The following is a 14,292-nucleotide window of genomic DNA, read 5'->3' on the forward strand; positions in this document are numbered from 1 at the left end:
TAGTTTTACAATCTAATTAAGTAGATATTAGATAGTATTAAATTACATTTTTAGGAGGAATTTTATTATGGAAAAAGCAATCTTATTGTCAGTGAGTGTATTCAGTGCTTGTTTAGTAGCTGGTTTAGCCGCATTGGCAGCTGCCTTCGGTGATGCTTTGGCAGTTCGTAAAGCATTTGAAGGGATGACTCGTCAACCTGAGATGGCTGGTAAGATCATGACTAATTTATTTATTTCCATCGGTTTGATTGAATCTATTCCAATCATTGCAACAGTTATTGCCATCGTTCTTGTATTCACGGATGTAGTTATTGGTAAACTATAATTAGATGATTTTTAAATTGAACGAATACAACAAGGCAAGTTATAATTCCAAGTTTAAGAGGGGGTTACGCCGTTGGTAGAAATAAACGGTACATTGCTGGTTCAATTTATCAATTTCTTTATTTTAGTGGCGATTTTAGCGAAATTTGCGTTTAAACCTTTAGTTGGCGTTATGGAAGCACGACGCAAAAAGATTGAAGGCGATTTAGCGAATGCTCAAGCTACATTAGATTCAGCAGAAGCGACTCGTAAAGAATATGAAGCGCAATTAGCAAATGCTCGTAAAGAAGCACAAGCTATTGTTGAAAAAGCAGCTCAGTTAGCAGAGCGTAATACGCAAGCTCAAATTAAGGAATTAAAAGAACAGCTAGTACGTGAAAAAGAAGAAGCTCGTAATGAAATTGCCCGTGAACAAGCCAAAGCATTAGAAAAAATGCGTGAAGACATGGTTACCTTGTCGGTAGCTATTGCTGGCAAACTTGTGGCTAAAAATATGGATAGTCAAGCTAATGTGGAACTTGTAAAAGAAGCAATTGCTAAGCTTGACAGTAAAGCATTAGGGTGATTGGTATGAGCGTAAACATTGTAACAGATAAATACAGTACCGCTATCTTTGAATTGGCGCAGGAACAGCAAATCCTTGAACAAATGGAAACGGATCTTTCCTACGTAAAAGAAGTTATGGATACGCAACCTGGACTAGGCACATTGTTGTTGTACCCTGCCCTAGAAGCACAAGCCAAATGTGATATATTGACTAAAATTTTTGGTCAAGCAATTCATAAAATGGCGTTAAATACCTTGTATATCATGGTGAAACGAGGGCGTATACGGTATATTCAGGCTACCATTGCAGAGTTTATTAATAAAGCACGGGAAGCCCGTGGTATATTTGCAGCCACCGTTACAGTGAGTCAAGCTATGCCAGAAGAAGTATATACACAGTTGGCAGATAAATTAAAAGCAATTACGGGTAAGCAATATGTTTTTACCATTAAAGTAGATCCTACGATTGTGGGTGGGTTAATTATCCAAATTGGCGATACACGCATTGATGCCAGTGTATTGCGTCGTATGGATGATTTGAAGAAGCATTTGCTTAAATCCGATACAACAGAGATTGGGGTGAATGGTTAAGTATGAAAATGAAGCCTGAAGAAATTACTGCCATAATTAAACAGCAGATTCAGGACTACGATGTGGAACTTAACGTTGATGATGTGGGTACTGTGCTTGAAGTAGGCGATGGTATTGCACATATTTACGGTCTTGAAAAGGCCATGGCAGGTGAATTGTTAGAATTACCTCATGGTGTATATGGTATGGTACAGAACTTAGAGTTAGACAATGTAGGGGCTGTACTACTAGGTAATGATTTTTTAATTAAAGAAGGCGATCAAGTGCGTCGTACTGGTCGTATCATGCAGGTTCCAGTAGGTGAACAATTGATTGGCCGTGTAGTTAATGCCTTAGGTCAACCAATTGATGGCAAAGGGGCGATTACGCCAGAAGGTCATCGTCCAATTGAATATCCTGCACCTGGTATTGCTGACCGTAAATCTGTATTTGAACCATTACAAACTGGTTTAAAAGCGATTGATGCTATGGTTCCAATTGGTCGTGGTCAACGTGAGTTAATTATCGGTGACCGTGGTACAGGTAAATCTGCGATTGCTATTGATACAATCTTGAATCAAAAAGGGCAAGATGTTATTTGTATTTATGTAGCCATTGGTCAAAAAGAATCTACGGTAGCTCGTGTAGTACAAAAATTACAAGAAGCAGGCGCTATGGACTACACGATTGTAGTATCTGCTGGCGCTTCTGAAGGGGCACCAATGCAGTATATTGCGCCATATGCTGGTGTTGCTATGGGTGAACACTTCATGTATCAAGGTAAACACGTACTTTGCGTATATGATGACTTATCCAAACAAGCGGCCGCATATCGTGCCATGAGTTTATTACTTCGTCGTCCACCAGGACGTGAAGCATATCCTGGTGACGTATTCTATTTACATTCTCGTCTATTAGAACGAGCTGCTAAATTATCTGATGAATTAGGTGGCGGTTCCATTACAGCGTTGCCAATTATTGAAACGCAAGCTGGTGACGTATCAGCCTATATTCCTACGAACGTAATTTCCATTACGGACGGTCAGATTTTCCTTGGCACAGATATGTTCTATTCTGGTATTCGACCAGCCGTTGACGTTGGTTTATCCGTATCCCGTGTAGGTGGTAGTGCTCAGATTAAAGCGATGAAACAAGTAGCTGGTAAATTACGTCTTGACTTAGCACAGTATCGTGAATTGGCAGCGTTTGCTCAGTTTGGTTCTGACCTTGATAAATCCACAAAAGCACAACTTGATCGTGGTGAACGTTTGACTGAAATGTTGAAACAACCACAGTATTCACCATTGAAGGTAGAAGAGCAGGTTGTATGTTTATATGCAGGGATTAATGGCTATTTTGCCACTATTGAAGTAGCCGATGTGCCAGCATTCCAAACTGAATTATTGCGCTATGTACATGGTAATTATAGTGAAATTCTTACTAACATTGCGTCTTCTAAAAAATTAGATGAAGCAACTGAAGAACTATTGAAAAAAGCAATTCAAGAATGCATTAAAGCTTTTGGCGAATCCCATCACTTAATTACTGAGGAGGCATAGGGTTATGAGTAGTGCACAAGATTTGCGTAAGCGCATCAAAAGTGTGTCTAATACGCAGCAGATTACTAAAGCCATGAAGATGGTAGCGTCTGCTCGATTGCGCCGTGCACAGACCAAAGCCAAATCTACAGAACCATATGCGGAAAAACTAGGTCAGATTCTTACTAATGTAGCAAGTACATTAGATAGTGAAGTATTAGCCGCCTATCCACTGATGCAGGTGAGAGAAGTTAATCGCACGTGTTATATCTTGGTTGGTGCTGATAAAGGCTTAGCTGGTGCATATACTAGTAATTTGATTAAATTCTTTTTGCAAGCTACCGAAGGTAAAGATGCAAATAATTTTGAAACTATTACAGTAGGCCGTAAAGCAACGGAATTCTTGCAATATCATCATTATGATCTTGCTCACTCCCATGTAGGCTTTTCAGATAAACCTGAATATAGCCATGCCCGTCAAATCGTACAAGAAGCGACGAATCTATTCTTAGAAGGCACTGTGGATGAAGTAGTTTTGATTTATACACACTTTGTTAATTCTTTAACACAGACTGTGCAAAGTCTTAAATTACTCCCTATTGAAACAGAAGCACATGAGGATGGCGCATTAAATGATTTATATATTTATGAGCCAAATGTAGAAACCATTTACGATCAATTGTTACCTAAATATTTAGAAATTACTATGTATAATGCATTATTGCAGGCTTCTGCTAGTGAGCTTGGTGCTCGTATGACGGCTATGACGTCCGCAACCGATAATGCAGGTGAATTAATTAGTACATTGAATTTGGAATACAATAAACTACGCCAAGCTGGCATTACAAACGAAATTTCGGAAATTGTGGGCGGCGCGAATGCCTTGCAATAGGGTAACGACAAAGGAGGAGAGACCTCTTAAATGAGTAATAATATAGGTAAAGTTGTACAGGTTATTGGACCAGTAGTTGACGTTCTTTTTACGGCAGGGAACTTACCAGCTATTTACAACGCAATTCATATTAAAAAGACAAGCGACTCCGGTAAAGAAGAAGTGATTGTAGTTGAAGTTATGCAACACTTAGGGGACGACACAGTTCGTGCCGTTGCTATGAGCTCTACCGATGGCCTTACTCGCGGTATGGAAGCAGTCGATACAGGTGCTGCTATCTCTGTACCAGTTGGTGATGGCGTGCTTGGCCGTATCTTTAACGTGCTTGGTGAGACTGTTGACCATGATGATACACCAGTTAAGTCTGAGGAAATGTGGCCAATTCACCGTCCAGCACCTAAATTTGATGATTTAGCACCAGAAACAACAATTCTTGAAACTGGTATTAAAGTAGTTGACTTGATTGCACCTTATGTAAAAGGTGGTAAAATTGGTTTGTTCGGTGGTGCCGGTGTAGGTAAAACCGTATTAATCATGGAATTAATCCATAATATCGCTACAGAACATGGTGGTTATTCTGTTTTCTCCGGTGTAGGGGAACGTACTCGTGAAGGGAATGACCTTTGGAATGAAATGAAGGAATCTGGCGTTATTTCTAAGACTGCCTTAGTATATGGTCAGATGAATGAGCCACCAGGAGCTCGTATGCGTGTAGCGTTAACTGGTTTGACTATGGCAGAATACTTCCGTGACGTGCAGAAACAGGACGTATTGTTATTCGTAGATAACATTTTCCGTTTCATTCAGGCCGGTTCTGAAGTATCCGCATTGTTAGGTCGTATGCCATCTGCCGTAGGGTATCAGCCAACTTTGGCAAATGACGTAGGGGCCCTTCAAGAACGTATTACGTCTACTAAAGAAGGTTCCATTACATCTGTACAAGCAGTATATGTACCAGCCGATGACTTGACTGACCCAGCGCCAGCAGCTACATTCGCGCATTTGGATGCTACGACTGTATTATCTCGTTCTATTGCAGAAATCGGGATTTATCCAGCGGTGGATCCATTGGATTCAACGAGTCGTATTCTTGACCCATTAGTATTAGGGGAAGAACATTATAAAATAGCTCGTGGTGTACAGGAAGTATTACAGAAATACAAAGATTTGCAAGATATTATTGCTATTCTTGGTATGGAAGAATTGTCTGAAGAAGATAAATTAACAGTAGCACGTGCTCGTAAGATTCAACGTTTCCTCAGCCAACCATTCTTCGTAGCTGAAGTATTTACTGGTTCGCCAGGGAAATATGTGCCATTAAAAGAAACCTTACGTGGTTTTAAAGAAATTTTGGAAGGTAAACACGATAATTTACCAGAAAATGCATTCTATATGGTCGGCACGATTGATGAAGCGGTTGAAAAAGGAAAGGAATTGTTGGAGAAGGGGGAATAATTCATGAGTAGTGGTAAAACTATGCATTTGAATATTATCACCCCAGATGCGACAGTCTATTCTGGTGACGTTAGTTTTGTAGTAGCCCGTACAGAAATTGGTGATTTAGGGATTCTACCACGTCATGCTAATTTAGTAGCTGCTTTAGAAATTGCACCTTTGCGCATTGATACGGTAGAAGGTAAAAAAATATTTTTAGCTAACTTTGGTGGTTTTTTAGAAATTAAAGATAATGAAATCACTGTTGTGACGCCAAATTGTGAATTGCCGGAAGATATTGATGTAGAACGTGCTAAACGAGCTAAAGCACGGGCGGAAGAACGCTTGCAAAGTAAAAGCGAAGAAATAGATTTCCAACGTGCCCAATTAGCCCTAAAACGCTCCTTATTACGTTTAGATATTAAAAATAAAGTAGGCTAATTAAAGTTTGTTAATTAGTTTAATACTTTGTTTAGACTGTAATAGGTAAGAATGTATTCAAAAGTTGCTTATATAATTTCTCTTAGAATTTATATAAGCAACTTTTTTTGTTATATCTGGAGTGGACAAGTTTATAGTTCTTCTTTGTGGTTTGTTATAGTTTGAGACTATAGCAAATGGGGAATTTAATTATACTTGATTATTAAATTTCCTAGAGTATGTATAGGATTAAGGTTGGTTGCATTCAGAATAAGAGGTAGATAGTGGTAGATTAAGTAATGCTAGGAAAGTCCATTTGTAATGGACTGCCTTAAAAACTGTGTTGACAGTTTTTTTGTCCACTGGTATAGTAATCACATCGATACAACAACAATATGACATCGATAGCAGACAAATACAGAATTGACGATGAAGAGATAAGTATTCGTATGGCGTTGGCACAGAGAGTCCCGGTAGGTGGAAGGGGATGCAAAAGATTGCGAGGAAAATGGTCTTGGAGTATCCGAGGTGGAATGCGTAAGCTTTAGTCTCGGCGGATGCAACCGTTACAATGCCACAGTATAATCTTATTGATAAATAAGACGTACTGGTTGAGGGGTAAACTGTGAAGTTTAGCTAAATCAAGGTGGTAACACGTTTTTGACGTCCTTGTTCACGATTGTGAATAGAGGATGTTTTTTTATACCTGTATTTGTGGCTTTAGACGGAACAAAAGAGGTGAGAGACCTTTTGCAAACGTCAAATTTTATGGGATGAAAGTAGTGCTTGAGAAAAAAGAGAGAATTAGGGGATTGAGAAAGTAGAGAGTTTAGAGAAAACAGAGAGTTGAGGTATAGGGGGAGGCGAGATAGTAAATGCCCATTACAGTAGTCAAAGATTTGCCGGCTATTGCTAGGTTGGCAGAAGAAAACATATTTGTCATGGATACGGTAAGAGCTGAATCGCAAGATATTCGACCGCTACAAATTTTAATTGTGAATTTGATGCCTACTAAGGAAATTACAGAAACACAAATTTTAAGAGCCTTAAGCAATACGCCGTTGCAGCTAGATATTACCTTACTTCACATGGTGACACATAAAGCAGCGCATACGTCAGAAGATCATTTAATTTCTTTTTATCGGACCTTTGATGAAATTAAAGAGCAATTCTTTGATGGTATGATTATTACGGGAGCACCTATTGAGTTAATGCCTTTTGAAGAAGTTAATTATTGGCACGAACTAACACGGATTATGGCGTGGAGTGAAGATCATGTATACTCTACCCTATATATTTGTTGGGGGGCGCAAGCGGGTTTGTATTATCACTTTGGTATTGATAAGAGTGTATTACCAACTAAATTATTTGGTGTTTTTGAAAATGATGTATTGAATACACAGCCTATGTTATTACGTGGTATGGATGAAGTGTTTTATATGCCTCATTCTAGGCATACGACAGTATCCATCGATGAAATTAGGGCGAATAAACAGTTGGAAATTTTAGCGGCTTCAGATAAAGCGGGGGCTGCTATTGTACGAAGTTTAGATAATAAACATATTTTTGTCTTTGGACATTCTGAGTACGATAGGGATACATTGCAGCGCGAATATGAACGAGATATTGGCTTAGGCTTAGGGATAACGGTTCCTGAAAACTATTATCCTGATGATGATCCTACTAAAGAACCCATTGTGCGTTGGCGTTCCACTGGTACTTTATTATTTACCAATTGGCTTAATTATTATGTGTACCAAGAAACACCGTATATTATTGAGCAAATAAAGAAGATGAAGCGACAAAGACTTCATCGCGATTAAGTTAAGGCTAATTCGAAATTAGAAATTAAAACAAAATAAAAAATAAAATAAAATAAAAAATAAAATAAAATAAATGCCTTCAATGATAGCTTAGCTGGAGAGGTATAAGAAGTATTTGAGAAAAGAGGGAAGTCGGCGTGAGAAACCGACGGAAACACTAACGGAGAGAAAAAGGAGAGATTTATTATGAGCAACAACAAACAGTACAAATTCGAAACAATTCAATTACATGAAGGTCAAGTTGTTGATGAGACAGGGGCTCGTGCAGTACCTATCCATCAAACTACAAGTTATGTCTTTAAAGATGCTCAGCAAGCAGCTGACCGCTTTGCTCTACGTGATCCAGGCGCTATTTATTCTCGCCTTGGTACACCAACGAATGATGTGCTTGAAAAACGTGTAGCTGCTTTAGAAGGTGGGGCTGGCGCTTTATCAGTAGGTTCTGGTTCAGCGGCGATTACCTATGCTATTCAAAATGTGGCTGGTACAGGGGACAACATTATTGCAGCCTCTACTTTATATGGTGGTACTTATAATCTATTTAGTGCAACCTTGCCACGCTTTGGCATTACCACTAAGTTTGTTGATCCTGATGATTTAGCTGGATATGAAGCAGCTATTGATGAGAATACTAAAGCTATTTATATTGAATCGATTGGTAATCCTAATATTAATCTAATTGACATTCAAGCAGTAGCTGATATTGCACATAAACATGGCATTATTCTTATTGTAGACAATACCTTTGGTACACCTTATTTAATTCGTCCTATTGAACATGGTGCTGATGTGGTGGTTCACTCTGCCACTAAATTCCTAGGCGGTCATGGTACAACTATTGCTGGGGTTATTGTAGAAAGTGGTACTTTTGATTATAAAGCGAGTGGTCGTTATCCTGATTTTGTAGCTGGGGATGTACATTATAATGGCCTTGTATATGGTGATTTACCAATTCCGTTTACTGTGAAGGTACGTGCTCAATTGCTTCGTGATACAGGGGCCACATTAACACCATTAGCAGCGTGGTTAATTCTTCAAGGGATTGAAACATTATCGCTCCGTGTAGAACGACATGTAGCCAATACGCGCAAAATTATTGATTTCCTTGTTAATCATCCGAAAGTAGCTTGGGTTAATTATCCTGAATTAAAGGATAGTAAGTATAAAGCATTGGCTGATAAATACTATCCAAAAGGAGTTGGCTCTATTTTTACCTTTGGCATTAAAGGTGGTAAAGCGGAAGGCATTAAATTTGTAGATGAACTTCAGATTTTCTCTAATTTGGCAAATGTAGGGGATGCTAAATCCTTAGTCATTCACCCATCCAGTACAACTCATGCACAGCTTAATGAAGAGGAACAAAAAGCGGCAGGGGTAACGCCAGACATGATTCGTATTTCTGTAGGGATTGAAAATGTGGAGGACTTAATCGATGACTTGGCACAAGCTTTGGAACACGTATAAAGAGATAAAAACTATTAAGAATCCATATGCATATACAGAGTATTGGTGGTATTAATTAATAGATTGATAAAAGGCTGTAACAACATGGGGATACTATCCTTAGGTTGTTACAGCCTTTTTAATAGGCAATATTTAATTATACTTTTTTTCTAATCGGCATTTCTAAGAGGCAAAAATCTACATCTTGATTACCGTCATAAAGGGTAGTATCTAATAGGCAGGTATCGATACTTCCGCCAGCTAATTCATAGCCTTCTTGAGTGAGCCAGTCGTACAAGTATTCTATGTGTTTTGTTTCATAAGGCATGCCATATTTATAAAGACAAGCATATAGTCCGGCGGGCAAAGTGGCGGTACGCAGTTGCGGCAAATCCATAAGGGGGACGAAGATACAACTGCCGGCCCCTTCTAAGGGTTGGCCTTTGATTATGCTGTCTTTTGGGAAATATGAACCGAAGCCAGCGGACGGTAGTAGTTGTCCTTTAAATAATTCGTGCCATAAATTGACCAGTGTTAAACTTAAGTTTTCGCGACTAATCGGTTTAATATATTCTTTGTAAATAATTTGATGTTCACTTCGTTTAGTTATGAACGGCGTATGTACAGATTGACTTGTTACTTCGCGAGCATCTTCCAGTAAATTAATTTGTTGGCTTATACGCTGTTCAATAATTTGTAAATTAGCAATTTCTTCGGCTATATGAGTTCGATGTTTTTGTAGTAAAGCTAGTGTATTGTCTAATTTATTATCCTGCACACAATCAGCAATATCTTTTAAACTAATGCCCAAGTTTTTTTAAAAAGTCAATTTTTCTCATAAAGGGAATTTGCTGTTTGCTATAGTAGCGAAAGCCACGATTATTAGTATATATTGGCTTAAAAAGGCCAATCTTATCATAATGGATTAAGGTTTGTCGGCTCATGCCGTGTAGTTTAGCCATTTCACTGATCGAAATTAACTCTTTCATAATACGCTCCAACAGTAATTTTGATAGTTTTTATCATGAACTTAGTGTAAGTATAATACTATATTATACTACTGTATGATAGGTATACAGCAAATAGAAGGAAGATAGTCTTTTAGAAAGATAGACTTGACTTGGAGTCTACTTCAAGTATTACAATAGATAACAAATAGATGTTGAAATGAAGTCAGTTTAAAATAGGCATAAGGAGATGATATAGTGACAATTAAAGAAGTAGCCGAGCAATTTGATATTACAACAGATACATTGCGGTATTATGAACGCATTGGTTTAATTCCCGCCGTACCACGCACCGCATCAGGGATTCGTGATTTTGATGAAATTACAGTAAAATGGCTTGAATTTGTCCTCTGTTTTAAAAAAGCCGGAGTTCCATTAGAGAGCATTGTTGAATATGTTAAATTGGCTATTGAAGGGGATCATACCCAAGAAGCTCGGCGCGATATTTTGGTGGAAACGAGGGAACAGTTATTAGAAAAATTCCACGAAATTCAAGAATGTTTGAAAGTATTAGATTATAAAATTGATGTTGTATATAAAGACTGCAATCAAGCAACGGCTAAATTAGTGGATGATTGGAAAGCAACACAGGAAAATGAATAAAACTTTATTCTGTTGATAAAAAATAGCGGGATAGTATAAAAGAAAACAGGCGCAACCTTTTTTATTACTATGTATAAGATACATTAAGTAAGTACATAAAGATTGCGCCTGTTTTTTAGTTTTGTATCTTAGTCTTTAACAAGAACTTTGGTGATTTCACCAACATACATATCGTGGAAATCACGTTCAGGATAAGTGTCTTCCATCACCTTTTTGTCAATGAAACCTTCTTCAATAATAGGGGCTCTATAAATTTTGCGGCAAACAAGCACTAAATCTGCCTCGCCGAAATAGGTATGGTCGCCGTCAAATACAGGTGTCAAACCGGCTTTAGCAACTTTATCTTCGTCACGGCCTGAGTGAGTCCCTAAGTAAGCTAACTCCCGTTTATATTCTTTCGTAAAGAATGAGAGGGTAAACTCGCCTTCACGGTCAATGAATTCTTTGGTGTATCGTTGCGGACGCACATATACAATGGCTGTAGGTAAGCCGTTATTATGAGCCCAAAGCGCGCCTAGATGCCCCCAACTAGCGGTCATAGTATTATATCCGCGTTCTTCATTACCAGCTGTAATTAATAACCAGTCTTTGGCAATTAATGTCATAGGATTTAAGTTTAATTCACTTACTGCTATTTCTTTCATAGTTGATGTCCTTTCTTAATTTACTTTGTTTAATTATATATTGATTAATAAGAATGAGTTGTATATAGCTTGACAGAACGAGGTTGTAGTTTACGGCATATATTGGAAAAAATGTCTGATTGGGGTACCAATTTAATTGAAGAACGTCGTAAAGATGGTGAAACCATTCAAATTCTTGTTCCAGATGATACAGGTTTTAGAACCAAGGATTAATAAAAATTTGTTAGTTCGGATCCTTTGTGCTGGGAAGCATTGTAATAGGATTTAAACTAATAAGAAAAACGTAAAACAAAAAAATGAAAAAAAGAAAAAATGAAAAAAGACAGTCCCTTGAAACGACCATTGCTACATGTTAGCTCTGGGCGTAAAAGGGACTGTCTTGTCTTTTATGTGTCAGTGCATTAAAAGACTTATTTCAATTCTTTCAACAACACTTTTAAATATTCATAGATATGTTCTACTGATGGTAAATGTAACCGTTCTTGAGGGGTATGGGCATGGGTAATTGTTGGGCCAAAACTAATCATCTGTGTTTTAGGCATAACAGCTTTTAAGAGACCACATTCAAGGCCTGCATGAATGGCGGTTACAGTTGGTTTTTCACCAGTTACTTTTTCATAAATGGCAGTAGCTTGTTCTTCTAATGGGCTACCTGGTTCATATTCCCATGCTGGATAAGCGCCAGCAATTTTGACAGGTAAACCAAGGGTGCTAGCTAATAATTGGATTTTCTTTGTTAAGAAATCTAAGGAGCTAGCTGATAAGCTACGAATGGAAATGAGCAAATGAATATTATGCTCCAATTCTTCTACAATGGCTACATTGTTACTTGTTTCTACTAATCCTTTTAAGGAATGATTCATAGCGAATACACCATTAGGTGCTAAGTATAAGAAGGTTAATAAGGATTCTGCTGTATCACCACCGTATACAGTGTCTGGTAAGTCTGCATCACTAATGAGAATATCGATATTTTCATCCTGTGGTGTATACTCACTGCGATAGGATTTTATTTTAGATTGAATCCAAGCCATTACTGGTTTAACATCGGCTTCTTTTAATAAAATAGTAGCGGAACCTACACGAGGAATGGCATTGTGTTTAGTGCCACCAGTGAAGGAGGCTAATTGGAAGTTGTATTGACCAGCTAATTCATAAAGTAGACGACCAAGAATTTGATTGCCATTAGCTCGTTCTTTATGAATTTCAATGCCAGAGTGGCCCCCTAAAAAGCCGTTAAGGGTTAATTTGAGTGCTTTAGTGAATTGGGAATCGCGATTATCTCGTAAACGTGGAATTTCTACATCTACACGGCAACCACCGGCACAACTAACAACAAATTCGCCTTCTACTTCAGTATCAATGTTTAATAAATATTGACCGTGAGTTTGTCCTTCTTTGATTGCTAGGGCCCCGTCCATACCAGTTTCTTCTGCTGTTGTGAAAAGACATTCTAATGGGCCGTGAGCAATGCTATCAGAGTCTAAAATGGCTAAGGACATAGCGACAGCAATACCATTATCAGCGCCTAAGGTTGTTTCATTGGCATGAAGCCATTCACCATCGACGATATATTCAATCGGATCTTTTGTAAAGTCGTGGGTAGAGGTTTCACTTTTTTCACAAACCATATCCATATGGCCTTGAAGGATTACACTTGGGCGATCTTCGTAGCCTGGTGTTGCTGGTTTACGAATAATTACATTGTACGCCTCGTCTTGATTCACTTCGAGTTGACGGTCTTTGGCAAATTGTGCGAGCCAATCACTAACCGCTTTTTCGTTGCCGGAGCCGCGAGGGATTTGATTCATAGCTTTAAAAAATTCTAATACTTTTGTTGCACTCATAGTTACACCTCGTTTTTTAAATAGGGTTAACAATTTGTTTTACAATATTTTCATACTTTAATAGTATCATATTTACGAGAATTTGTAATAAAAATCTTGCATAGTTTATATGATAGCGCTAGGAGAAAAATCCTCTCTTTCCATAGCCAGTAGGAAGTAATCTTTGTTATAATAGATATGAAAAAACTGTAAACATAGAGGAGGTTACGCTATGGTCTATGACAAAAAAATTGTTGTCATTGGAACTGGAGGTACTATTGCAGGACAAAGTTCGGCTGCCGAAGATTTAACGGGCTATCAGGCTGGTGAATTGAGTATTGACCAAGTATTAGCAACAGTACCTGGTGTAGAAGGCTATGGGCCTTTTGAAAGCCATCAACTGTGTAATATAGATAGTTCTGATATGACAATTGCTATATGGTCGGAGCTCTCACGCAAGGTGCAGACTTATGTGGAACGAGATGATGTGGCTGCTGTGGTAATTACTCATGGCACTGACACATTAGAAGAAGGGGCGTATTTTCTACATTTGACAGTACGGACGGAGAAGCCCATTGTTATGGTGGGGGCTATGCGCCCCGCCACTGCCATTAGTGCAGACGGACCTTTAAATTTATTGCAAGCTGTGCAGGTTGCCCGTTCATCTCAAGCACAAGGACAGGGCGTGCTTGTTACTTTAAATGGGACGATTAATTGTGCTCGTGATGTAGTGAAGCAACATACAACCGATGTCGATGCTTTTGGTAATGCCTTTTTTGGTCATTTAGGTTTTGTGCAAGCTGGGGAGGCTCATTTTTATTATCAGTCATTGCGTACACATACCTTACACAGTGAATTTGCCCCACTAACTGCGGAGCCTTTACCTAAAGTAGTATTACTTACTTTGTATGGTGGTGTAGATCCAGAGTTAATTCACTATGTACTACAAGGAAAGCCCCGCGGGTTGGTAATCGCAGGGCTTGGTCATGGCATTTTGCCTAAAAAAATTCAGCAAATTGTAGAACACAGTGATATTCCTATTGTTCGAGCTTCACGCACGGGTAGTGGCATGGTATCAGCCATGGCAAGTGATAGTCGGGATGGCTTTATTGTGAGCGATACCTTAACACCATCGAAAGCGCGTTTATTATTGATGTTAGGTTTGACGAAAACCTCAGATCGAAAGCAGTTACAACGTTATTTTCACGAATATTAATTCTTG

The 14,292-nt window shown here is 38.5% G+C and carries 16 protein-coding genes and 1 other annotated feature; of the genes, 12 read left to right on the forward strand and 4 right to left on the reverse strand.

The annotated features are described in order from the left end of the window. Positions 1 to 67: 67 nt before the first annotated feature. The 9 genes from atpE to NFR44_RS04880 all read left to right on the forward strand — a co-directional run bounded on the left by atpE (position 68) and on the right by NFR44_RS04880 (position 9,011). Entirely contained in the window at positions 68 to 325 is a 258-nt protein-coding gene (gene atpE / locus NFR44_RS04840; RefSeq protein WP_115310381.1) for a F0F1 ATP synthase subunit C, read from the forward strand. Between the two features lie 72 nt (positions 326 to 397). Continuing rightward, positions 398 to 889, forward strand: coding sequence for a F0F1 ATP synthase subunit B (gene atpF, locus NFR44_RS04845; RefSeq protein WP_251441556.1), 492 nt, complete (start codon positions 398 to 400; stop codon positions 887 to 889). Between the two features lie 5 nt (positions 890 to 894). Further along, positions 895 to 1,461: an ATP synthase F1 subunit delta gene (atpH, locus tag NFR44_RS04850; protein ID WP_251441557.1), complete on the forward strand. Its 567-nt coding sequence runs from the start codon at positions 895 to 897 to the stop codon at positions 1,459 to 1,461. A 2-nt stretch (positions 1,462 to 1,463) separates the two neighbouring features. Continuing rightward, complete coding sequence (gene atpA / locus NFR44_RS04855) at positions 1,464 to 2,999, forward strand: F0F1 ATP synthase subunit alpha (protein WP_251441558.1); 1,536 nt, start codon at positions 1,464 to 1,466, stop codon at positions 2,997 to 2,999. A gap of 4 nt (positions 3,000 to 3,003) precedes the next feature. Further along, positions 3,004 to 3,870, forward strand: a complete 867-nt coding sequence (gene atpG, locus NFR44_RS04860) for an ATP synthase F1 subunit gamma (RefSeq protein ID WP_251441559.1) — start codon at positions 3,004 to 3,006, stop codon at positions 3,868 to 3,870. A 30-nt stretch (positions 3,871 to 3,900) separates the two neighbouring features. Further along, on the forward strand, positions 3,901 to 5,325 hold the full coding sequence (gene atpD / locus NFR44_RS04865; RefSeq protein ID WP_251441560.1) for a F0F1 ATP synthase subunit beta: 1,425 nt from the start codon (positions 3,901 to 3,903) through the stop codon (positions 5,323 to 5,325). 3 nt (positions 5,326 to 5,328) lie between these two features. Next, the gene (locus tag NFR44_RS04870; RefSeq protein ID WP_251441561.1) at positions 5,329 to 5,745 is read left to right on the forward strand and encodes a F0F1 ATP synthase subunit epsilon; all 417 of its coding nucleotides are present in this window, start codon (positions 5,329 to 5,331) and stop codon (positions 5,743 to 5,745) included. A gap of 399 nt (positions 5,746 to 6,144) precedes the next feature. Further along, positions 6,145 to 6,398, forward strand: a binding site (T-box leader). A 201-nt stretch (positions 6,399 to 6,599) separates the two neighbouring features. Beyond that, a complete protein-coding gene (metA, locus tag NFR44_RS04875) occupies positions 6,600 to 7,547 on the forward strand; it encodes a homoserine O-acetyltransferase MetA (RefSeq protein ID WP_251441562.1) in 948 nt (315 codons plus the stop codon). Positions 7,548 to 7,733: 186 nt separating this feature from the next. Continuing rightward, positions 7,734 to 9,011, forward strand: a complete 1,278-nt coding sequence (locus NFR44_RS04880; RefSeq protein ID WP_251441563.1) for an O-acetylhomoserine aminocarboxypropyltransferase/cysteine synthase family protein — start codon at positions 7,734 to 7,736, stop codon at positions 9,009 to 9,011. A gap of 136 nt (positions 9,012 to 9,147) precedes the next feature. Here NFR44_RS04880 and NFR44_RS04885 read toward each other — a convergent pair whose 3' ends face one another. Next, on the reverse strand, positions 9,148 to 9,801 hold the full coding sequence (locus tag NFR44_RS04885) for a MerR family transcriptional regulator (RefSeq protein ID WP_251441564.1): 654 nt from the start codon (positions 9,799 to 9,801) through the stop codon (positions 9,148 to 9,150). Continuing rightward, positions 9,791 to 9,979, reverse strand: coding sequence for a MerR family DNA-binding transcriptional regulator (locus tag NFR44_RS04890; protein ID WP_251441565.1), 189 nt, complete (start codon positions 9,977 to 9,979; stop codon positions 9,791 to 9,793). Before NFR44_RS04890 ends, NFR44_RS04885 begins: the two co-directional genes overlap by 11 nt. A gap of 216 nt (positions 9,980 to 10,195) precedes the next feature. On the opposite strand from NFR44_RS04890, the gene NFR44_RS04895 reads away from it, so the two are divergent. Continuing rightward, a complete protein-coding gene (locus NFR44_RS04895) occupies positions 10,196 to 10,600 on the forward strand; it encodes a MerR family transcriptional regulator (protein WP_251441566.1) in 405 nt (134 codons plus the stop codon). Between the two features lie 128 nt (positions 10,601 to 10,728). Here NFR44_RS04895 and NFR44_RS04900 read toward each other — a convergent pair whose 3' ends face one another. Further along, positions 10,729 to 11,244, reverse strand: a complete 516-nt coding sequence (locus NFR44_RS04900; protein ID WP_251441567.1) for a flavin reductase family protein — start codon at positions 11,242 to 11,244, stop codon at positions 10,729 to 10,731. Positions 11,245 to 11,313: 69 nt separating this feature from the next. On the opposite strand from NFR44_RS04900, the gene NFR44_RS09440 reads away from it, so the two are divergent. Further along, a complete protein-coding gene (locus tag NFR44_RS09440; RefSeq protein WP_277612515.1) occupies positions 11,314 to 11,457 on the forward strand; it encodes a hypothetical protein in 144 nt (47 codons plus the stop codon). Between the two features lie 197 nt (positions 11,458 to 11,654). Here NFR44_RS09440 and NFR44_RS04905 read toward each other — a convergent pair whose 3' ends face one another. After that, positions 11,655 to 13,091, reverse strand: a complete 1,437-nt coding sequence (locus tag NFR44_RS04905) for an aminoacyl-histidine dipeptidase (RefSeq protein ID WP_251441568.1) — start codon at positions 13,089 to 13,091, stop codon at positions 11,655 to 11,657. A 211-nt stretch (positions 13,092 to 13,302) separates the two neighbouring features. On the opposite strand from NFR44_RS04905, the gene NFR44_RS04910 reads away from it, so the two are divergent. After that, positions 13,303 to 14,286 (forward strand): asparaginase, encoded by a 984-nt coding sequence (locus NFR44_RS04910; RefSeq protein WP_251441570.1) that lies wholly within the window; start codon positions 13,303 to 13,305, stop codon positions 14,284 to 14,286. Positions 14,287 to 14,292: the final 6 nt, after the last annotated feature.

Source organism: Veillonella intestinalis (assembly GCF_943193155.1).
Classification (GTDB): domain Bacteria; phylum Bacillota; class Negativicutes; order Veillonellales; family Veillonellaceae; genus Veillonella_A; species Veillonella_A intestinalis.